The organism is Streptomyces sp. DvalAA-43 (assembly GCF_900091725.1).
GTDB lineage: Bacteria > Actinomycetota > Actinomycetes > Streptomycetales > Streptomycetaceae > Streptomyces > Streptomyces pulveraceus.
On sequence record NZ_FMBW01000033.1, the window covers coordinates 129,295 to 149,765 of the forward strand.

General features: G+C 72.1%; 14 protein-coding genes and 1 other RNA gene. 6 read left to right on the forward strand and 9 right to left on the reverse strand.

Annotation, left to right across the window (positions count from 1 at the left end):
- Positions 1 to 47: 47 nt before the first annotated feature.
- From ssrA to ftsE, 5 genes are all read right to left on the reverse strand, one after another.
- Positions 48 to 417, reverse strand: a transfer-messenger RNA (tmRNA) gene (ssrA, locus tag GA0115234_RS10330).
- 118 nt (positions 418 to 535) lie between these two features.
- Positions 536 to 1,024, reverse strand: a complete 489-nt coding sequence (gene smpB / locus GA0115234_RS10335) for an SsrA-binding protein SmpB (protein ID WP_072484162.1) — start codon at positions 1,022 to 1,024, stop codon at positions 536 to 538.
- 18 nt (positions 1,025 to 1,042) lie between these two features.
- Entirely contained in the window at positions 1,043 to 2,230 is a 1,188-nt protein-coding gene (locus GA0115234_RS10340; RefSeq protein ID WP_093540599.1) for a S41 family peptidase, read from the reverse strand.
- A gap of 67 nt (positions 2,231 to 2,297) precedes the next feature.
- On the reverse strand, positions 2,298 to 3,215 hold the full coding sequence (gene ftsX, locus GA0115234_RS10345) for a permease-like cell division protein FtsX (RefSeq protein WP_093540600.1): 918 nt from the start codon (positions 3,213 to 3,215) through the stop codon (positions 2,298 to 2,300).
- Positions 3,216 to 3,238: 23 nt separating this feature from the next.
- Complete coding sequence (gene ftsE, locus GA0115234_RS10350; protein ID WP_093540601.1) at positions 3,239 to 3,928, reverse strand: cell division ATP-binding protein FtsE; 690 nt, start codon at positions 3,926 to 3,928, stop codon at positions 3,239 to 3,241.
- Positions 3,929 to 4,197: 269 nt separating this feature from the next.
- On the opposite strand from ftsE, the gene GA0115234_RS10355 reads away from it, so the two are divergent.
- Entirely contained in the window at positions 4,198 to 4,398 is a 201-nt protein-coding gene (locus GA0115234_RS10355; RefSeq protein WP_093540602.1) for a hypothetical protein, read from the forward strand.
- Between the two features lie 111 nt (positions 4,399 to 4,509).
- On the opposite strand, the gene GA0115234_RS10360 is transcribed toward GA0115234_RS10355, so the two are convergent.
- The 4 genes from GA0115234_RS10360 to GA0115234_RS10375 all read right to left on the reverse strand — a co-directional run bounded on the left by GA0115234_RS10360 (position 4,510) and on the right by GA0115234_RS10375 (position 10,196).
- A complete protein-coding gene (locus tag GA0115234_RS10360; RefSeq protein WP_093540603.1) occupies positions 4,510 to 5,430 on the reverse strand; it encodes a hypothetical protein in 921 nt (306 codons plus the stop codon).
- 383 nt (positions 5,431 to 5,813) lie between these two features.
- A complete protein-coding gene (prfB, locus tag GA0115234_RS10365) occupies positions 5,814 to 6,920 on the reverse strand; it encodes a peptide chain release factor 2 (protein ID WP_093540604.1) in 1,107 nt (368 codons plus the stop codon).
- Positions 6,921 to 7,072: 152 nt separating this feature from the next.
- Positions 7,073 to 8,311, reverse strand: coding sequence for a serine/threonine-protein kinase (locus GA0115234_RS10370; protein ID WP_093540605.1), 1,239 nt, complete (start codon positions 8,309 to 8,311; stop codon positions 7,073 to 7,075).
- A gap of 181 nt (positions 8,312 to 8,492) precedes the next feature.
- Positions 8,493 to 10,196 carry a serine/threonine-protein kinase gene (locus tag GA0115234_RS10375; protein WP_093540606.1) on the reverse strand — a complete coding sequence of 568 codons (1,704 nt, stop codon included), beginning with the start codon at positions 10,194 to 10,196 and terminating at the stop codon, positions 8,493 to 8,495.
- Between the two features lie 489 nt (positions 10,197 to 10,685).
- Here GA0115234_RS10375 and GA0115234_RS10380 point away from each other — a divergent pair, with 489 nt between their 5' ends.
- The 5 genes from GA0115234_RS10380 to GA0115234_RS10400 all read left to right on the forward strand — a co-directional run bounded on the left by GA0115234_RS10380 (position 10,686) and on the right by GA0115234_RS10400 (position 20,465).
- A complete protein-coding gene (locus GA0115234_RS10380; protein WP_093540607.1) occupies positions 10,686 to 14,237 on the forward strand; it encodes an FHA domain-containing protein in 3,552 nt (1,183 codons plus the stop codon).
- A gap of 167 nt (positions 14,238 to 14,404) precedes the next feature.
- Positions 14,405 to 15,766 carry an ABC transporter substrate-binding protein gene (locus tag GA0115234_RS10385; protein WP_093540608.1) on the forward strand — a complete coding sequence of 454 codons (1,362 nt, stop codon included), beginning with the start codon at positions 14,405 to 14,407 and terminating at the stop codon, positions 15,764 to 15,766.
- A gap of 4 nt (positions 15,767 to 15,770) precedes the next feature.
- Positions 15,771 to 17,189: a carbohydrate ABC transporter permease gene (locus tag GA0115234_RS10390; protein ID WP_093540609.1), complete on the forward strand. Its 1,419-nt coding sequence runs from the start codon at positions 15,771 to 15,773 to the stop codon at positions 17,187 to 17,189.
- The gene (locus tag GA0115234_RS10395) at positions 17,186 to 18,091 is read left to right on the forward strand and encodes a carbohydrate ABC transporter permease (protein ID WP_093540610.1); all 906 of its coding nucleotides are present in this window, start codon (positions 17,186 to 17,188) and stop codon (positions 18,089 to 18,091) included. The genes GA0115234_RS10390 and GA0115234_RS10395 overlap by 4 nt, the downstream gene beginning before the upstream one ends.
- A 199-nt stretch (positions 18,092 to 18,290) precedes the next feature.
- The gene (locus GA0115234_RS10400; RefSeq protein ID WP_093540611.1) at positions 18,291 to 20,465 is read left to right on the forward strand and encodes a bifunctional glycosyltransferase/CDP-glycerol:glycerophosphate glycerophosphotransferase; all 2,175 of its coding nucleotides are present in this window, start codon (positions 18,291 to 18,293) and stop codon (positions 20,463 to 20,465) included.
- The last annotated feature ends 6 nt before the right edge of the window (positions 20,466 to 20,471 follow it).

Consider the following 20,471-nt stretch of genomic DNA (forward strand, 5'->3'; position numbering starts at 1 on the left):
AAAGGACCCCGTCGCCGGTGGCGACGGGGTCCTCGTTCACATGGGAATTGTGGAGATGGCGGGAATCGAACCCGCGTCCAACGGTGCAGAATCAGGGCTTCTCCGTGTGCAGTTCGCTGCGATTTTCTCGGCCCCGGAGATCACGCGAACAAGTCTCCGACGGGCTCAGTCACTGTTTGATTTCCTTCCAGGCCCCGTGACCGGGTCTAGAAGTTTAGATCCCTTGATGATGCCAGGATCCGGGTCGGGATCACCCCCGGGCTGACACTTCGCAAGTCGCTACTTAGGCAGCGAGGGCGAAGGAATCGCGCTTGGTGTTGGCGATTATTGGTTGCGACATATGGTTTACGAGATCATTGCCGCTTCCTCGACACGCTTCCCCTGCTTCGACATCCGCTGTCGAAACCGATCATCCCCATGTTTTGTTTTCAATGCGCGCACCTGCGGTGAGGTGCAGTGCCATCGTACGTGACCAACGCGCGACGATGCCAGCCTATTCCTGCCGACGCCCGGCGACGCCGGGCCGGGCACGGTCCTACGCGCTCCGCTGGCGCCTGCGCGCCGCCGAGATCGCGCGGTTGGTCTCCCTCGTGTCCTGCTTCTCGCGGAGGGTCTGGCGCTTGTCGTACTCCTTCTTGCCCTTGGCGAGCGCGATCTCGACCTTGACCCGGCCGTCCTTGAAGTACAGCGCGAGCGGCACGATCGTGTGGCCCGTCTCGCCCGACTTCGACTCCAGCTTGTCGATCTCGGCCCGGTGCATCAGCAGCTTCCGCTTCCGCTTGGCCGAGTGGTTGGTCCAGGTCCCCTGCACGTACTCGGGCACATGGATGTTGTGCAGCCAGGCCTCGCCGCCGTCGATCTGGACGAAGCCGTCCACCAGGGAGGCCCGGCCCAGCCGCAGCGACTTGACCTCGGTGCCCATGAGCACGAGGCCGCACTCGTAGGTGTCCAGGATGTGGTAGTCGTGCCGCGCCTTCTTGTTCTGCGCGATGAGCTTGCGCCCTGTGTCCTTTTCCTTAGCCATAGTGCGGCCATTTTCGCACTACGACCCACCCCCGAGGCCACTCAATACTGTCTCGGCCCGCTGCTCGGCCCGGGAGTCGACCGCGAGGTCCGGGGTGATGCCGCGTTCGTCGACGCTGCGCCCCGCCGGGGTGCGGTAGTGGCCGACGGTCAGCTCGGCCACCGCGCCGCCCGGGAGCTTGCTGGGCATCTGGACCGAACCCTTGCCGAAGGTCCGTGAGCCGACCGTGACGGCGCGGCCCCGGTCCTGGAGCGCGCCGGTGAGCAGCTCGGCGGCGCTCATCGTGCCGCCGTCGACCAGGACGACGAGAGGGCGGCCGGTGTCGCCGCCCGGCTGCGCGTAGAGGGCGCGCTGCTCGCCGTGCACGTCGTACGTGGCGACCAGGCCGCCGTCCAGGAAGGCGGAGGCGGCGGTGACGGCCTCGGTGACCAGGCCGCCGGAGTTGCCGCGGAGGTCGAGGAGGACCCCGGCGTCCGACGGCGCGTCCCGGACCGCGTCCCGGACCTTGGCGCCCGAGCCCCTGGTGAACGAGTCGACCTCGATCAGTACGGCGGCGGCGGGGTCGGCACGGTCCGCGCCGATCCGTCGCACGGTCACGGCCTCGGTGGTGAGCCTGGCCCGGCGCAGCGTCTCGGTGCGCAGACCGGCGCCGCGCTCGACCCCCAGCACGACGGTGGTGCCCGCGGCGGCCTCCGTGCGGTCGCCGCGCAGCAGGGCGACGACCTCGGCGACGGGGCGCCGGCCGACCCGGTGGCCGTCGACCGTGCGGATCCGGTCGCCCGGCTCGATGCCGGCCCGGTCGGCGGGGCCTCCGGGCTGCACCCGGGCCACCTCGACCTGCCCGTCTGCGGTGCGCTTCGCGGCCAGCCCGACACCGGTGTACGAGCCGTCCAGGGCCTGCTCGAACTCCTCGTACTGCCGCTCGTCGTACACCGCGCCCCAGCGGTCCCCGCTGCGGCTGACGACCTCCTCGGCCGCCTCCTTGCCGGACTTGCCGTCGGCCACGGCGCGGGCCGCGGCGGCAGCCACCTCGTCGCGGTCGACGGTGGAGGCCACGGAACGGGTCGCGAGATCCTCGGACTTCGGGTTGCAGCGCGGCAGCGAACCGGTGGCCGCCGCGGTGGCCAGTACACCCGCGAAAACCAAGGTCAGGGCCGCCCCGCGGCGCACACCGCGGGGCCCGAGACGCTGCGTGGGGCCCGACATGGCGCCGAGTCTAGGACAACGCCCCCTGGGCGCACGGCCGGTTGGCCGCGCGCCCAGGGGGCGCATGTCACACCTTGAGGTACTTGCGGAGCGCGAAGAGCGCGGCAACGGCGGGCATCAGCAGGCCGATTGCAAGGACCAGGGGCAGCTTGGTGAGGACCGCGTCCCAGCCGATGAAGTCGATCAGATTCAGCTTGCTCTGGAGTTCCAGACCGCCGTCGATCAGGAAGTACCGGCCGGCCAGCAGCATCACGCAGGCCAGCACACCGCCGATGAGACCGGCGAACGCGGCCTCCATGATGAACGGCATCTGGATGTAGAAGCCGGAGGCGCCGACCAGCCGCATGATGCCCGTCTCGCGCCGTCGGCTGAACGCGGACACCCGGACGGTGTTCACGATCAGCATCAGCGCGATGACCAGCATCAGCGCCATCACGAAGAGGGCGGCCACGTTCATGCCGTTCATCAGCTGGAAGAGGTTGTCCAGGATGCTTCTCTGGTCCTGGACGGACTGCACCCCGTCCCGGCCGGCGAAGGCGGTGGCGACGACCTTGTACTTCTTCGGGTCGTGGAGCTTGACCCGGAACGACTCCTGCATCATGTCCGGCGTGATGTTGTTCGCCATGGGCGAGTCGCCGAACTGGTCCTGGTAGTGCTTGTACGCCTGGTCGGCCGACTCGTAGGTGACCGTGTCGACGGCGTCCATCTTGCCGAGGTCGTCCTCGATCGACTTCTTCTGCTGCGCGGTGACGGCACCCTTGGCGCACTTGGGCGTCGAGGTCACATCGCTCTTGCTGCAGAGGAAGATCGAGACGTTGACCTTGTCGTACCAGTAGTCCTTCATCGTGCTGACCTGCTCGCGCATGAGCAGCGCGCCGCCGAACAGGGCGAGCGAGAGGGCTACGGAGACGACGACGGCGAAGGTCATCGTGAGGTTCCGACGGAGGCCGACGCCGATCTCCGACAGGACGAACTGGGCGCGCATGGCGTCCTTTCAGTGCTCGGTGCTCAGTGCTGGTAGCCGTAGACGCCGCGGGCCTGGTCGCGTACGAGACGGCCCTGCTCCAGCTCGATGACGCGCTTGCGCATCTGGTCGACGATGTTCTGGTCGTGGGTCGCCATGATCACGGTGGTGCCGGTCCGGTTGATCCGGTCCAGCAGCTTCATGATGCCGACGGAGGTCTGCGGGTCCAGGTTGCCGGTCGGCTCGTCCGCGATCAGCAGCATGGGGCGGTTCACGAACGCCCGCGCGATCGCCACGCGCTGCTGCTCACCACCGGAGAGCTCGCCGGGCCTCCGGTCCTCCTTGCCGCCGAGGCCGACCAGGTCGAGGACCTGGGGCACCGCCTTGCGGATCTCGCCGCGCGGCTTGCCGATGACCTCCTGCGCGAACGCCACGTTCTCCGCGACGGTCTTGTTGGGGAGAAGCCTGAAGTCCTGGAACACCGTGCCCAGCTGGCGGCGCATGTGCGGCACCTTCCAGTTGGACAGGCGCGCGAGGTCCTTGCCCAGGACGTGGACCGCGCCCTGACTGGCGCGCTCCTCACGGAGGATGAGCCGCATGAAGGTGGACTTGCCGGAGCCGGACGAGCCCACCAGGAAGACGAACTCGCCCTTCTCGATATCGAGGGACACATCCCGTAGAGCGGGGCGGCTCTGCTTCGGGTAGGTCTTGGAGACGTTGTCGAATCGGATCACGGATGCACCACGGTCGGCCGGGAGTAGGTGTGCGTGACCATACGCGAACCGGACTGAGCCGTGCAGGCGCACGTCCGAGGATGGGCGTTTTATGGCGGAACGGTACCGGCCGGACGCGGGTCCCAAGTGCCGCGGAACGGGCGATCTCCGGCGGGCCGCGCCGAAATCCGCGCGAGCTGGCACAGTGGTAGGGGGAACGGTTGCGTTTCCATGAGCGTTGTGCGGAGAGAAAGCGTATGCGGCTCCGCCGCGCGGGAGGAGGAAAGCGCATGACCTATGACCGACTGGTGTGCGCGAACTGCGCGGCGCCCGTCAACGAGGGCCGCTGCCCCGTGTGCCGGGCGAGCCGTGCGCGGCTGCAGCAGGAACAGGAGCAGGGAATGTTCGCCGGGCTGAACCCGGTGATGCTGGTGGCCCTGCTGGTGGTGCTGCTGGGCGCGCTGGCACTGCTGGCGCACCAGGGCGTGTAGCCGCACGCTCCGCCTGCCGGACCACAGGCGCCGGTACGTGTACGCGGAGGGGCCCGGGATACCGATCGGTATCCCGGGCCCCTCTGTGCGTGGCGTTGCCGCCGGCGGCCCTTAGGCGACCGTGCGGCCGTTCATCAGGCGCGGGAGGATCCGGAAGCCGATGCCTCCGGCGATCATCGTCGCGGCGCCGACCAGCAGGAACGTGGTCTCGGCGGCACCGGTCTCGGCGAGCTCGTCCTTGCCCTTGCCCTGCTCGACCGGCTGGTTGCCGGCGGAGTCGGGAGTGGTGTTGTCCGCGCACTTGGCGCCGTCGAGGTCGACGGTGCAGGTGTCGCCGCCGGTGGTGGAGCCGGTGGCGCCGCCGTTACCGGTGGTACCGCCAGTACCGGTGGTGCCACCCGTGCCGGTGGTGCCACCGTTACCCGTGGTACCGCCGTTACCCGTGGTACCACCATTGCTGGTGGTGCCACCGTTGCCGGACGTGCCGGAGGTGCTGTTTCCGCCGTTGCTGGACGAACCGCTGTTTCCGCCGTTGCCGGAGGTGCCGTTGTTGCCGCCGTTGCCGGAGGAACCCTCGGTGCCGGAGTTGCCCGACGTGCCCTCGGTGCCGGAGTCGCCGGACGTGCCCTCGGTACCCGAGTCGCCCGACGTACCCTCCGTGCCGGAGTCGCCCGACGTGCCCTCAGTACCCGAGTCACCGGACGTACCCTCGGTGCCCGAGTCACCGGACGTGCCCTCGGTGCCGGAGTCACCGGACGTACCGGAATCGCCGGAGTCGCCCGACGTGCCCTCGGTGCCGGTCTGACCCTCGTCGACCGCGCCCGGACCGCCGTCGGAGCTGCCCTGCGGGCCCTTGATGTCGGCGTCGATGCCCAGACCGCCCTCGTCGACCGCGGCCTTCGTGGACACGACGCCCAGGTCGACGCCGATGCCGACCGCCGAAGCCGCACCGGCGGCAGTGAGCGAGGCGCCCGCGGCGATGACCGCACCTGCGGCGATCCGCGCGACGCGTACTCGCGTCTTCTTCGTCATGTGCTGCTACCCCCAGTAGCTGTTCTCGTCAGTGGAGCAGCCATATGCGGGCCCCGGTTCTCCGGAGTTCGCTCCGAGCGGCGCCACACAGAGCCGTGGTCATGCCGCCCGCCCCCGTTCGCACCCGTCCCGGACATACGCATGCTGCCCTAGCACCCTGTCCACAGTTAAGGACTACGTCAAGGCCGTTCCGTGCAATATGAGCTGTTTTGCTCGCAGTTGGCCTTCATACGGAATCACGACTGTGACGCACTCGCCACGGCATCCACGCAACCAGGAGTCCCAACTCCCCTTCGGCGGCGACCTCGTGACCACCCCTGACGAAAACGGCGGTACCGGAGACCCCGAGGGACTCCGGCACCGCCGCGAACGCGTGTTCCCGTCTACTTCTCCCGCTGCTTGCGCCAGCGGATGCCCGCCTCCAGGAAGCCGTCGATCTCGCCGTTGAAGACCGCTTCCGGGTTGCCGATCTCGAACTCCGTACGCAGGTCCTTGACCATCTGGTACGGGTGCAGGACGTACGACCGCATCTGGTTGCCCCAGGAGTTGCCGCCGTCGCCCTTGAGGGCGTCCATCTTGGCCTGCTCCTCCTGGCGGCGGCGCTCAAGGAGCTTCGCCTGGAGGACGTTCATCGCGGACGCCTTGTTCTGGATCTGCGAGCGCTCGTTCTGGCAGGAGACGACGATGCCGGTCGGCAGGTGGGTCAGACGGACCGCGGAGTCCGTGGTGTTGACGCCCTGGCCGCCGGGGCCCGAGGAGCGGTACACGTCCACGCGCAGCTCGGACTCGTCGATCTCGATGTGGTCGGTCTGCTCGACCACCGGCAGCACCTCGACGCCCGCGAAGGACGTCTGGCGGCGGCCCTGGTTGTCGAAGGGCGAGATCCGGACGAGCCGGTGGGTGCCCTGCTCGACGGAGAGCGTGCCGTAGGCGTACGGCACCTGGACGGCGAAGGTGGTCGACTTGATGCCGGCCTCCTCCGCGTAGGACGTCTCGTAGACCTCGGTCTTGTAGCCGTGCCGCTCGGCCCACCGGATGTACATGCGCTGGAGCTTCTCGGCGAAGTCGGCCGCGTCCACGCCGCCGGCCTCGGCCCGGATGTTGACCAGGGCCTCGCGGGAGTCGTACTCGCCGGAGAGGAGGGTACGGACCTCCATCTCGTCCAGCGCCTTCCGGACGGACTCCAGCTCCGACTCCGCCTCGGCCAGGGCGTCGGCGTCGCCCTCGTCCTGGGCGAGCTCGAAGAGGACTTCGAGATCGTCGATCCGGCCGCGGAGGGCCTCGGTCTTGCGGACCTCGGCCTGGAGGTGCGAAAGCTTGCTGGTGATCTTCTGCGCCGCCTCGGGGTCGTCCCAGAGGGAAGGCGCGGCCGCCTGCTCCTCGAGCGCGGCGATGTCCGCCCTCAGCGCATCCAGGTCCAGGACGGCCTCGATCGACCCCATGGTCGAGGAGAGGGACTTCAGCTCTTCGGAAATATCGACGACTGCCACGGGTCCAGCGTAACGGCTGTCGGCACGGACGTTCCTCGGGCCGCCCGATCACACCCCGGCGATCATGGTCGCGGTGGCCTCGCGGGCCGTACGGCGACGGGGTCGCGCGGGGTGGCCGCGCCCGCCCGCGGACGGCCTCGCGGGCCCCGGGGTCAGGGCGCTCCCGGCGCCGAGGTCCCCGTCTCCCGGGCGGGTGCCTCCGGATCGTCGCCGCTCAGCGCCAGCCAGCCGCCCACGCCCAGCGCCACCAGCAGCACCAGGGCGGCGGCGCCCAGCGTGAGACGGCGCTTGCGGACGGCCGCGGACTTGTTGCGGGCCGAGCCGGGGCGGGGCGTGCCCGGGGAGCGGGGGGCCCTGGCCGTGCCCCGGGGGCCGCCGGAGAGTTCGTCGGGAGCCGGGACGCGCATGCTGGTGTGGGTGTCGCGGTTGGAGTCGGCGGAGGAGCCGGGGACCAGCGGGACCGCGCCGCGCCGGCGGGGTTCCTCGGGGGCGGGCGTGTACTGCTGCTCGTCGTACGTCGAGGGCTCCGGCTCGGCGTCCGGCTCGTCCACGTCGAGCGGCGGGATGCCGGCCAGGTGCGGGAGCTGCTCGCGCAGCCGGGCCGCGAGCTCGGAGGCGCGCAGCCGGGAGGCGGGGGCCTTGGCCAGGCACTGGACGAGGAGCTGCCAGAGCTCGTCGGGGATGCCGGGGAGCGGTACGACCGTCTCCGTGACATGGCGGCGCAGGACGGCGCCGGGGTGTCCGCCGCCGAAGGGCGTGAAACCGGCGAGGAGTTCGTACAGGACGGTGGCGAGGGCGTAGATGTCCACGGCGGCGCGTGGCGGCAGCCCCTCGACTATCTCGGGGGCCAGGTAGTCCGGAGTGCCGATGATCTTGGTGGCCTTGGTGCGGCGCGGGGTGTCGATCAGCTTGGCCACGCCGAAGTCGGTGAGCAGCGCCGGGTGGGAGCCGCCGGGGCCGAGCGGACCCTCCATGTCGAGCAGGATGTTCTCCGGCTTGACGTCGCGGTGGACCACCCCGGCGGCGTGCGCGGCGGCGAGGCCGTCGGCGACGTCCGCGATGATCGCCACGGCGGCCTCGGGCGCGAGGCGGCGTTCGCGGTCGAGGCGGGTGCGCAGGTCGGTGCCGCGTACCAGTTCCATGACCAGGGCCAGGTCGTTGCCGTCGACCACGAGGTCGCGGACGGCGACGACATGCGGATGGTCGAGGCCGAGCAGGGCGGTGCGCTCCTGGACGAAGCGGCCGACGAGTTCCTGGTCGGACGCGAGGTCCTCGCGGAGCAGCTTGATGGCCACCGGGCCCTCGGGCCCTTCGCCGAGCCAGACCGTGCCGGCGCTGCCGCGCCCCAGAATCTGGTGTGCGGTGTACCGGCTGCCGATATTCCGTGCCAAGACTGCTCCCTCAGCGGCTGGCGATGGACCGTCGCTCATGACCCCCGGTCGACAAAGTTACGCGTCGGCCGGGGGGTTGAGTGCCCGGGATGGTGCCAACCTTCACTTCCGCGGGCGATATGCGGTGGAAACTGGCCCACGGAAGTCGATATAGCTACCGAGTTGATGGTGGTGCGGCCGCTCAGGGGCCGGTGTTGCCGGTGCTGCCGCCGCCGTCGCTGCTGCCGCCCAGCTTCGAGATCCAGTCGCTGATGTCGGAGACCGTGTCGCTGATCGCCTGCCAGTAGCTCTTGCCCTGGCCGATCCAGTCCTGCAACGGGGTCAGTTCCCAGATCAGCCAGCCCGCGACGAACAGCAGCACCACGGTGAACAGACAGCCCTTGAGGCAGCCGAGGCCGGGGATCCGCATCGGGTTGGCGCTGCGCTGCCTCGGTTCGCGGGGCTGACGCGGGGCCGGCGGCTGGGGCGCGGCCGGCTGCTGCGGGGGCGCGTACTGCTGGCGCTGGGGCTGTTGTTGGTGCTGGGGCTGTTGTTGATGCTGCGGCTGGTACTGCTGCTGGTGCTGGGGGTACTGCCGCTGCTGCGGCTGTTGCTGCGGCTGCTGGTACTGCTGGTGCTGCGGCGGCTGCCGCCGCTGGGGCTGCTGGGGCTGTTGTTGGGGCTGGGCGCGCTGGGGGCGGCGGCGCAGCGGGTCCTCGCTCGGGTCGAGGTACTGGACCTGGGTCTGCTCGTTGCGGTCGCGGGCCGCCTGGAGCTGGGACTGCCAGGGGTGCGGCCCGTCGGGCTGCGGGGAGCCGTCCGGACGCGGCGGCACGGGCGGCAGGACCGAGGTCGGGTCGGCGTGCCCGGCCGGGCCCTGGCCGGGGGTCTGCGGCAGGACGCTGGTGGCGGCGCCCGGGTCGTACGCGCCGGCGTTGCTCGGCAGCACCTGCGTCGGGTCCGCCGCACCGGGGGTCGCCGGAACGGCCGCGGGCGCCGGATCGGGGGCGAGCAGGGCGCCCACGCCGTCGGCCGCGGCGATCTGGGCGGAGTTGGCGTGCACGCCGATGCCCTCCGCGACGACGCGCAGGCCGCGGGCCAGGTTCTCAGCGCTGGGCCGCCGGTCGGGGTCCTTGCTCAGGCAGCGCTCTATCACCGTCCACAGCGGGGCCGGGACGGTGCTGGGGCGGCGGGGCTCCTCGCTGAGGTGCCGGTGCAGCACTTCGAGGGCGGTGCCGCCGGCGAACGGCGGACGGCCGGTGACCAGCTCGTACAGCAGGATGCCCGCGCCGTAGATGTCGACGGCGGAGGTCTGCGGGCGGCCCTCGGCGGACTCGGGCGCCACATAGGCGGGCGTGCCGACGAACTCATGGGTCCGGGTGAGCCCCGGGGAGTCGGCCAGGCGGGCGATGCCGAAGTCGGTGAGCATCGGGCGCATCCGGCCGTCGCGCTCGTCGAGCAGGACGTTGGCGGGCTTGAGGTCGCGGTGGACGACGCCGTCGGCATGGCTGGCGGCGAGCGCGTCCGCGATCTGCGCGGTGAGCAGCGCGGCGGCGACCGGGGTGAGCGGGCCGTTCTCGCGGAGGTAGCGGTGCAGGTCGGGGCCGTCGATCAGGTCCATGACGAGGGCGAGGAGGTCGCCCTCGACGACCAGGTCGCGGGTGCGCACGATGTTCTCGTGGGTGAGCCGGAGCAGTACCGAGCGCTCGCGCAGGAACCGCATCACGATGTCGGCGTCGTTGGCGAGCTCTTCCTTCAGGACCTTGATCGCCACGGTCTCGCCGGGCTCGCCTGCGACGGCCGCCTCGGCGCCCGCGGTCTCCCGCTGGCGGGCCCGCCAGACGGTGCCCGTGGCGCCGCGTCCCAGCGGCTCCTCCAGGAGGTACTTGCTGCCTACCGGCCGCACGTCATGCGCTCCCTGCAGATCGTGGTGCTTACGGTCTTCCCGGATCCGCCCGGGAGTTCCGGCCCACTCTAGTGGGGTGACCGGCGGGGTCGGGCGGCTCCGTCGGGTCGTCCGCGGTCCCCCGGCCGCTCCCGCCCCGGGGAGGCGCCGGCCGGTCTCGGAACAAGACGCGCACATCGGGCGGATGGTTGCCGCACACCTGTGCGACGAACCGTTCCTGGCGCTCCCGCGGAACGGTTCCCTCCTCGCGTACGGCGTTCCAAGCAGGCACTTATGGGCGCACAGCCGACGTTTCAAGATCACTTGGCGGTGGCCCCCGGGCGTGTTGTCAGCGGCAGGTGCGAGGATGCCTCCAGCACGGAACTGTGGGGTCGGGAGCCCCGCGGCACGTGACGAACCTGTACCGGACGACGCGTCCGTGTCGGGTGGGGGGAATCACAGGGCGTTTCCCCTGCCCGGCGCACCGCGCAGAAGGGACCGCTGACGGCGATGCAGATCCGGCTGACCGTCCTCGCGCCGCGCAGCGGCCAGACCCCGGCGCGCGCGTGCGACGTGCTGGTCACCGCCCCGTCGGGGACGGCCCTCGCCACCGTGGCGTCCAACCTGGCCACGGCCGTGCTGGGGCCCGACGGCTCGCTCGGCAGCGGCGCGGTGGTGCTGTTCGCCGGGCGCGAGCGGCTCGACGCGCAGCGGTGCGCGCTGGGTGAGCCGCCGCTGGTGGACGGGGCGGTGCTCTCGCTCCAGGTCCCGGGCGAGGACGAGGCGGTGGACGACGCCGTCCCGGCCCGGCTGCACGTGGTCGCGGGGCCGGACGCGGGCGGGGTCCATCTGCTGCACGGCGGCCGGATCCGGATCGGCCGCTCCGCCGACGCGGACGTCCCGCTCGACGACCCCGATGTGTCCCGGCTGCACTGCGCGGTGACGGTCTCCGCCGACGGCCTGGTCTCGGTGGCGGACCTCGGCTCCACCAACGGCACCCTGCTCGACGGCGCGGAGGTCCGCGACCGCCCGGTCCGGCTCAAGCCCGGTGCGCTGCTGCGGCTCGGCGAGTCCACGCTCCTGCTGACCTCCGGCGCGCCCGCGCCGACGCTGGCGACGGCCCCGGACGGCGAGGGCCATCTGCGGGTCTCCGGCACGACGGACGCCGACGACGGCTCCGGGCACGGTTACGCCACGCCCGTCTCCCCCGCGTCCGCCCCCCGCGAGGACCCCGGCGCCGGTCGGGCGTACGCGGGCGATGACGACGGGCGGACCGACGGGCGCGGGCCGTCCGCCCCCGGCCGCCCCGGCCCGGACGACGGGGCGCCCAGACGGGGCGGGATAGGCGCCTGGGCCCGCAGACTCGCGGGCAACAGGGGCGAGCCCGTGCACGAGGCGATGCCCGACGGGGCGGGGCCGGCCGATCCGCTGTACCCGACCGCCCCCGCGGCACGGTCCGGGTCCGCCGAACGGAGCGTCTGGCCGGACCCGGCGGCCGTGCTGCTGACCGCGCTCGGCCCCGGCCCCCGGCTGTGGGAGCGCGGCACCGACCACCCCGAGGCGCTCGTGGTGCGCCTGGGGACGACGGACCGGGCCGAGCTGCCCGCCGTGCCGGTGACGGTGGGGCTGCGGGAGGCCGGTTCGCTCGGGCTCGCCGGGCCGCGGACCCGGCTGGCCGGGCTCGCCCGCTCGACGGTGGCGCAGCTCGCCGCGCTGCACTCCCCCGCCGATCTGGAGATCGTGCTCATCAGCACGGACCGCGCCCGGAGCGCGGACGAGCGCAGGCGCGAATGGGCCTGGCTCGGGTGGCTGCCCCATCTGCGGCCGACGCACGGCCAGGACTGCCGCCTGCTCCTCGCGTACGACCGCGAACAGGCCACCGCCCGGGTGGCGGAGCTGGTGCGCCGGCTGGACGACGGTCCGCTCGGGCCCGGCTGGGCGAGCCTGGACCGGAGTACGGTCACCGGGGCCGCGGAGCGGTACACCGGCCCGTACACCGTGCTGGTCGTCGACGGCGACCCGGGCTCGGCGGCGCTGCGCGAGAACACCGCCCGGCTGGCCGCCGCCGGTGCCGCGGCCGGTATCCATCTGATCTGTCTGGCCGAGACCCCGGCCGCCACACCCACCTCACCGGTCGCGGCGACGTACGAGGCCGCCTGCCACGCCTCGATCGCCTTCCGCGAGTGCGGGGCGGTGGCGATGCTGAGCGGTGACGTGGCGACGGCCCTGCGGCTGCTGCGGACGGCGGACGGCCGGGCCGCCGGGCGCGGCACGGTCGCCGCCGTGGACGCGGTCTCGGCGCACTGGGCCGAGCGGTTCGGCCGGGCGCTGGCCCCGTTGCGCACGGAGGGTTCGGCCACCGCCCACGGCCGGTCGTCGTCGGCCGCGCTCCCGACCACCGCCCGCCTGCTGGACGAGCTGGGGCTGGCCCGTGCCACCCCGGCCTCCCTGATGGCCCGGTGGGCCTCCACCGCGGACGACCAGCCCGGCGCCACGGTGCGCGGCTCGGGCCGTACGGAGCACCCGCGCGGCACCGGCCCGCGCGTGGGCGCCCAGCGCATGGGCGGCGCCCCCGGCCCGGACGGATACGCACCCGGCTCGGGCCGCACCCCGTACCCCGACAGTGAGAACGCCACCCACATCGGCACCCCGGGCCACTCCCTCGCCCCGGACGACGGCCACGAGACCCCCGGCTCCGGGCGCACCCCGTATCCGGACTCCGGCCACACCCCTCACCCCGGCGGTTCCGGGGGCCGGATCGGCGGGCAGCGCCACGGCGGTGCGCCCGGGGACACCCCGGGCTCGCGGACCGTGCCCGGGTCCGGGACCGGCACCTGGGCCACTGGTGGCGACCGCGCGGGTGAGGTCCAGGGGGCCGGCAGCCTCCGCTCCGCCGGTTCCGGGCGCGGCTCGAACCGGGTCAGCGGGCCGCGCGGCGACGACACGCCCCGAGTGGCCGCGCGGGGTGCGGAGAGCGCAGCCGCGGCCGCACCCGCTCCGGCCTCCGCCGAAGGCGCCGCTCCCGCCGCCGTCGGGCGGCCCGTGGTGGTGCTCGGGGCCGGGCCCCGGGGCGCGGTCAGCGTGGATCTGTCGGAGGAGGGCCCCCACCTCCTGATCGAGGGACCGGCCGGCAGCGGGCGCACGGAGCTGCTGCGGGCCGTCGCCGCCTCGCTCGCCGCGGCCGCCCGGCCCGACCTGCTGGGCATCCTCCTGGTCGACGGCGCGGGCGGCGACCGAGGCGAGGGCCTCGGCCCCTGCACCGAGCTCCCGCACGCCTTCACGCACCTGGTGGCCTCCGATCCGGTGCGGATGCGGGAGGTCGCCCAGGCCCTGGGCGGCGAGCTGAAGCGCCGGGCCGAGCTGCTCGGCCCGTACGACTTCACCGAGTGGCACCACCGGCAGGAGGTGGCGCGGCGGATGGTCGGCCAGCGCCCACCGACCGCCGCGGAACAGCGCGGTGACGTGGACGCCCCGATGAGCGGGACGCTCCGGCTGCGCCCCGCCGCCCGGTCCTCGGATCCCGGCCCCTCCCCGCTGCCCCGGCTCGTCGTCCTGGTCGACGACTTCGACGCGCTGGTCGCCCCGGCGCTCGGCAGCCCCGGCCGCCCCGCCGCGGGTTCGGTGGTGCGGGCCCTGGAGGCCGTGGCGCGGGAGGGCGGCCGGCTGGGTGTCCACCTGGTCGCGGCCTCCGCCCGCCCGGACCGTACGGAGGACACGGACCTGGCCCACGGGGCCCGGCTGCGCATCGTGCTGGACGCGCCGGTGGTCCCGCCGTCGCCGGAGAGCCCGGCGCCGGGGCGGGGCAGGCTCGGGCATCCGGACGGGCGGGTGACGCCGTTCCAGGGCGGCCGGGTGACCGGGCGCATCCCGCGTACGGCCACGCTGCGGCCCACCGTCGTCCCGCTGGAGTGGGAGCGGATGGGCGATCCGCCGACCCGGCGCCCGGTCCGCGAACTGGGCAACGGGCCGACCGACCTGGCGCTGCTGGCCAGCGCGCTGGAGTGGGCGGCCCGGTCGGTGAACGCCGAACCGATAGCGCCGTTCGGACCCGCCCACCCCTGACGGGAACCCTTGGGCGGGAACCCCGGGCGGCGCCGGGTCCGGACATCCACTGACATCACGTCACGAGCCCATCACGATCAAGGAGTTGAGACCGGAAGCGGTATTGCGGCCCCCGTACACCGGGCGTAGGACTGTGCGCACACAACGATGTGAGAAACGGGGAAGCAATGCGCACAACCCTTCGGATCAGCAGGGCCGCAGCGGTGTTCACCGCCATCGGCGCACTGGCCCTCACCGGTTGCAGTGACGGCGGTGACGGGAAGGACAAGCCGGAAAAGAGCGCGGGAAGCGACAAGGGCGGCTCCGGCGTCGACCTGCCCAAGCTGGACGGCGAGAAGCTCTCGGTCGCGGCCGTCTGGACCGGCGCCGAGCAGGCCAACTTCGTCAAGGTCCTCAAAGAGTTCGAGAACCGGACGGGCGCCAAGGTCACCTTCGTCCCGGCACAGGACCCGATCGTCAACTTCCTCGGTACGAAGATCGCGGGAGGTCAGCCGCCGGACGTCGCGATGATCCCGCAGGTCGGCGCGATCCAGCAGGCCGCCCAGAAGAAGTGGGCGAAGCCGGTCGGCCCCGAGGCCAAGGCCCAGCTGGCCAAGAACTACTCCAAGGTCTGGCAGGACCTCGGCGCGGTGGACGGCACCCAGTACGGCGTCTACTTCAAGGCCGCCAACAAGTCCCTGGTCTGGTACAACACCAAGGCGTTCGAGAACGCGGGCGCGGCCGAGCCGAAGACCTGGAAGGACTTCCTGAAGACGGCCGAGACGATCTCCGCCTCGGGCGTCACCCCGGTCTCGGTAGGCGGCGCCGACGGCTGGACGCTCACCGACTGGTTCGAGAACGTCTATCTCTCCCAGGCCGGTCCGGAGAAGTACGACCAGCTGGCCCAGCACAAGATCAAGTGGACGGACCCGTCCGTCAAGGACGCGCTGACCACGCTCGCGCAGCTCTTCGGCAAGCCGTCGCTGATCGCGGGCGGCGCCGACGGCGCCCTGCAGACGGAGTTCCCGGCCTCGGTCACCCAGACGTTCACCGGCGGTGACCAGCCCAAGGCCGCGATGGTCTACGAGGGCGACTTCGTGGGCGTCAACATCGCGCAGACGAAGGCGAAGATCGGGACGGACGCCAAGGTGTTCCCGTTCCCGGCGGTCGGCGCCGAGTCCCCCGTCGTGACCGGCGGCGACGCCGCGGTGGCGCTGAAGGACGGCAAGGGCGCCCAGGCCCTGCTGACCTGGCTGGCCTCGACGGACGCGGCGAAGATCATGGCCGAGCAGGGCGGGTTCATCTCCCCGAACAAGGCCCTGGACGCTTCCGCGTACCCGAACGAGGTGCAGCGCACCATGGCGAAGGCACTGATCGCGGCCGGTGACTCCGTCCGGTTCGACATGTCCGACCAGGCGCCGCAGTCGTTCGGCGGGACGCCCGGCAAGGGCGAGTGGAAGACCCTCCAGGACTTCCTGAAGAACCCGAAGGACATCGCGGGGACTCAAGCGAAGCTGGAGTCCGACGCGGCCAAGGCGTACAAGAGCTGACGGGATGACGACAGCCGCAGCGGGGGGCGCCGACGCGGTGCCCCCCGCCGACAAGCAATCGTCCGCCGAGCCGTCGGTACCCGCGCCCAGGAAGCCGCCCGGCCCGCAGTCCGGAGGCCCGGGACGCGGTCGCCGCGGCGTGACCGGCACCCGCAGGTTCATCGCGGCCCTGTTCCTGGCGCCCGCGCTGGTGCTGCTGGGCGCGCTGGTGGTCTATCCGATCGTGTACTCCGTCTACCGGTCGTTCTTCGACCAGGCGGGTACGGGCTTCGCCGGGCTCGACAACTACAAGGCGCTGTTCACGGACGACACCATCCGTACGGCGGTCAAGAACAACGCGATCTGGGTCGTGGTCGCGCCCACGGTCTCCACGGCCCTCGGGCTGATCTTCGCGGTGCTCACGGAGCGGATCCGCTGGGGCACGGCGTTCAAGCTGGTCGTCTTCATGCCGATGGCGATCTCCATGCTCGCCGCCGGCATCATCTTCCGGCTGGTGTACGACGCCGCCCCGGAACGCGGGGTCGCCAACGCCGTCTGGGTGGGTGTGCACGACACGTTCAACGAGTCGGCGAGCTACCCGAAGGCGCATCCGCTGCCCGTCCACCCGCTCAAGGCGGGCGGTGGCGGCTCGTTCGTCACCAAGGCGCCGGTACGGGCCGGGCAGCCGGTGCGACTGCCGCTGGTCGGTGTGGTTCCGGCGAACATGCCGAAGGACGCGAAGCCCGCGAAGGCCACCGCGGCCAAGGACGGTGAGATCACCGGCACCGCGTGGCTGGACTTCACCAAGGGCGGCGGCGGCCGGCCCAATGTCATCGACGCCAAGGAGCTGGGGCTCAAGGGCCTCACGATCGAGGCGGTCAAGGACGGCAAGGTGGTCGCCTCGGCGACGGCGGCGGCGGACGGTACGTTCACCCTGCCCGCGTCGGCGGACGGCGCCGGGATCCGGCTCCCCGCCTCGAACTTCAAGGAGCCGTACAACGGGGTCGAGTGGCTCGGCCCGGCCCTCGTCACCCCCGGGATCATCGGCTCCTACGTCTGGATGTGGGCCGGGTTCGCGATGGTGCTGATCGCGGCGGGGCTCGCGGGTCTTCCCCGTGAACTCCTCGAAGCGGCCCGGGTGGACGGCGCGAACGAGTGGCAGGTGTTCCGCAGGATCACGGTGCCGATGCTCGCGCCCGTGCTCGTGGTGGTGCTGGTCACGCTGATGATCAATGTGCTGAAGATCTTCGACCTGGTCTTCATCATCGCGCCGGGTTCCTCGCAGGACGACGCGAACGTGCTGGCGCTCCAGCTCTACCGGTCCTCGTTCGGCACGGACGCGGACCTCGGGATCGGCAGCGCCATCGCCGTACTCCTGCTGCTGCTGGTACTCCCGGTGATGTACGTCAACATCCGCCGGATCCGGAAGGAGGGGCGCCGATGACGACAGCGTCGACCACGAGCACGACGGCCGGGAACGTTCCGGTGAAGGCCGAGCGGTCCCTCGGCGCGCGCCTCGCCGCCCGCGCCGGCGGCGGTGCGATGCGGATCTTCCTCGTCCTGGTGGGCCTGTTCTGGCTGATGCCGACGATCGGGCTGCTGCTCTCCTCGCTGCGCGGCGCGGACGACATCGCCGCGACCGGCTGGTGGAAGGTCTTCACGGCCCCGTCCCAGCTCACCTTCGACAACTACTCCAGGCTGCTGGACAATCCGACGATCACCCACTCCCTCCTGAGCACGGTCATGATCACCGTTCCGGCGACCCTCCTGGTCGTCGTGATCGGTTCGCTGGCCGGATACGCCTTCGCCTGGATGGAGTTCCCCGGCCGCGACTGGTGGTTCCTGGTGGTCGTGGGGCTGCTGGTGGTCCCGGTGCAGGTCGCCCTGGTGCCGGTCTCCAAGCTCTTCGGCGCGGTCGGGATCTTCGAGACGACCTTCGGCGTGGTCATCTTCCACACGGCCTTCGGTCTGCCCTTCGCGATCTTCCTGCTGCGGAACTTCTTCGCGGAGATCCCGAGAGAGCTGCTGGAGGCGGCCCGGCTCGACGGGGCGGGCGAGATCCGGCTCTTCACCCGGGTCGTGATGCCGCTGGGCGGTCCGGCGATCGCCTCGCTCGGGATCTTCCAGTTCCTCTGGGTGTGGAACGACATGCTGGTCGCGCTGATCTTCGCCGACTCGGACAGCCCGCCGATCACGGTGGCCCTTCAGCAGCAGGTCAGGCAGTTCGGCAACAACATCGACGTGCTGGCGCCCGGCGCCTTCGTGTCGATGGTGATCCCGCTGGCGGTCTTCTTCGCCTTCCAGCGCCAGTTCGTCTCCGGCGTGATGGCGGGCGCGGTCAAGTAGGCGGTGTGAAGCGGGCCGTGCGAAGCGGGCGCTGGAGCGACGCGCACGGCTGTACGTCAACACGGGGCGGGGTTGCCCCTCAGGGTGACCCCGCCCCACCTGCCCGTTCGCGGATCTGCCACGTTCTGACGTAACCCGGCCACCCCGTCGGACGTTTGCGGACCACCCGCCCGCGCAGCGAACGACCCATGGATGTGTTGTGCCCCGGTTCAGTGTCATCGTCCCCGTCCGCCGTGCCCGAGGTCAGCTGCGCGAGTGCCTGGAGTCGGTGCTCGGCCAGTCGTTCACGGACATCGAGGTGATCGGGGTCGACGACGGCGCCCCCGACGGATCGGGGCTGCTGTTCGACGAGTTCGCCGCCCGGGACTGCCGGGTGCAGGCCATCCATCTGCCGCCGGGCGCCGGTGCGGACGGGCGGCGCAACGCCGGGACCGAGCGGGCCCTCGGGGACTACCTCCTCTTCCTGGAGGGCCACTCCGTCCAGCTGCCGGACGCCCTGGAGGCCGTCGCCGACCGGCTGGACGCCGCCGGTGACCCCGAGCTGCTGCTGTTCGGCCACCACTGGCGGCCCTTCCGCGGCCGGTCCCGGCCGACCCGTTCGCTGGAGCTGCTCGGCGCGCTGCCCGCGGGGCGGCTCACCCTCGCCGAACACCCCCTGCTGCTGGACGTCGCGCCGGTCTCCTGGAACCGCGCCGTGCGCCGCTCCCTCCACGAGGGCGAGAAGCTGTCCTTCGGCCCCGGGCAGCACGGCGAGCGGATGTACGCGTTCCAGACCCTCGCCGCCGCCGGCTCCGTCGCCGTGCTCCCCGTCCCCTGCGTCGAGCACCGCGGCCGCCGCCCGCTGCCCGCCGCGGCCGACACGGCGGAACCGGCCAGGGGCTCGGCACCGCACGAGCTCGTCGACGCGTACACCGGTCTGCTGGAGTTCGTACGGGACCGGCCGCGGCTGCTTCCCGTCCAGCCCCTGCTCTTCGAGCGGGCGGCCCGGGAACTCCTCTCCGGGTACCCGTCGGTGACCCGGCGGCGCAGGCGGTACGTGCGCTCCGTGGCGGCGTTCCACCACGCGCACCGGCCCGAGGAGCACCGTTTCCCGGAGGGCGCCCAGGGGCTGCGGCCCCGGCTGATGGGGAGCGGCCGGTATGCCGCACTCGGGGCGCTCGACACGGCACTGGCCCTGCGCCGGAGCCTGCGGGCGGCGCCCGGCGCGGTGCGGGCGCGGGCCGGGCACGGGCTGTCCGGGAGCTACTACTGGTGGCAGCGCAGACTCCCGCTGGACGACGGTCTCGCCGTCTACGCGGCGTACGGGAACCGCGGGCCGAGCTGCAATCCGGAGGCGATCTTCCACCGGGCCCAGGAGCTGGCCCCGCGGGTGCACGGGGTGTGGGTGGTGTCGCGCGGGCGGCTGGACTCGGTGCCCGAGGGCGTCGACCACGTGGTGCCGGGGACCCGTCGCTACTGGCAGGTGCTGGCGCGGGCCACGTACTTCTTCAACAACATCGACTTCCCCGACCACCTGGTCAAGCGCCCCGGCCAGGTCCATGTGATGACCCATCACGGCACCCCGCTGAAGATCATGGGGCTCGACCAGCAGAGCCATCCGGCGGCGGCCCGGGGGATGAGCTTCGACCGGCTGCTCCGGCGGGTGGACCGGTGGGACTGGAGCGTCTCCGCCAATCCGCACTCCACCGAGGTGTGGGCCCGCGTCTATCCGAACGCGGCACGGTCCCTGGAGGCGGGCTATCCGCGCAATGACGTCCTCGCGACGGCGACGGCCGACCGGATCGCCGCGATCCGCCGGGCCCTCGGCGTCCGGCCCGGACAGCGCGCCATCCTGTACGCGCCGACCCATCGCGACTACGAGACGGCGTTCAGCGGTCGGCTCGATCTCGTCCGGTTCTGCGAGGCGCTCGGCCCGGATTCGGTGGTGCTGGTCCGTGCCCACCCCTCCTACGAGGGCGCCGGGCTGCCGGACCATCCCGCGCTCATCGACGTCTGCGACCATCCGCGGATCGAGGAGCTGTGCCTGGCGGCGGACGCGCTGGTGACGGACTACTCGTCCGTGATGTTCGACTACGCCCATCTGGACCGCCCGATCGTGGTGCACGCCCCCGACTGGGAGACGTACCGCACGGTCCGGGGGGTCTGCTTCGATCTGCTGTCCGGTGCGCCCGGCGACACCCCCGGGGCTATCTCCACGACCGCGGACGGGCTGGCCGGGATCTTCCTCGACGGCAGCTGGCGCGGCCCGGAGAACGAGGCGCTGCGGGCCGCGTTCCGGGCCCGGTTCTGTCCGTACGGCGACGGGCGGGCCGCGGAGCGGGTGGTACGGCAGGTGCTGCTGGGCGAGGCGGATCCGGTCGCCGGACGGGCCTGAGCGGCC

What these genes read in the sequence shown, in the direction of transcription:
- smpB (WP_072484162.1), bottom strand. Translation starts at nt 1,024, where the DNA reads ATGGCTAAGGAAAAGGACACAGGGCGCAAGCTCATCGCGCAGAACAAG.
- GA0115234_RS10340 (WP_093540599.1), bottom strand. Translation starts at nt 2,230, where the DNA reads ATGTCGGGCCCCACGCAGCGTCTCGGGCCCCGCGGTGTGCGCCGCGGG.
- ftsX (WP_093540600.1), bottom strand. Translation starts at nt 3,215, where the DNA reads ATGCGCGCCCAGTTCGTCCTGTCGGAGATCGGCGTCGGCCTCCGTCGG.
- GA0115234_RS10355 (WP_093540602.1), top strand. Translation starts at nt 4,198, where the DNA reads ATGACCTATGACCGACTGGTGTGCGCGAACTGCGCGGCGCCCGTCAAC.
- GA0115234_RS10360 (WP_093540603.1), bottom strand. Translation starts at nt 5,430, where the DNA reads ATGACGAAGAAGACGCGAGTACGCGTCGCGCGGATCGCCGCAGGTGCG.
- GA0115234_RS10380 (WP_093540607.1), top strand. Translation starts at nt 10,686, where the DNA reads ATGCAGATCCGGCTGACCGTCCTCGCGCCGCGCAGCGGCCAGACCCCG.
- GA0115234_RS10385 (WP_093540608.1), top strand. Translation starts at nt 14,405, where the DNA reads ATGCGCACAACCCTTCGGATCAGCAGGGCCGCAGCGGTGTTCACCGCC.
- GA0115234_RS10390 (WP_093540609.1), top strand. Translation starts at nt 15,771, where the DNA reads ATGACGACAGCCGCAGCGGGGGGCGCCGACGCGGTGCCCCCCGCCGAC.
- GA0115234_RS10395 (WP_093540610.1), top strand. Translation starts at nt 17,186, where the DNA reads ATGACGACAGCGTCGACCACGAGCACGACGGCCGGGAACGTTCCGGTG.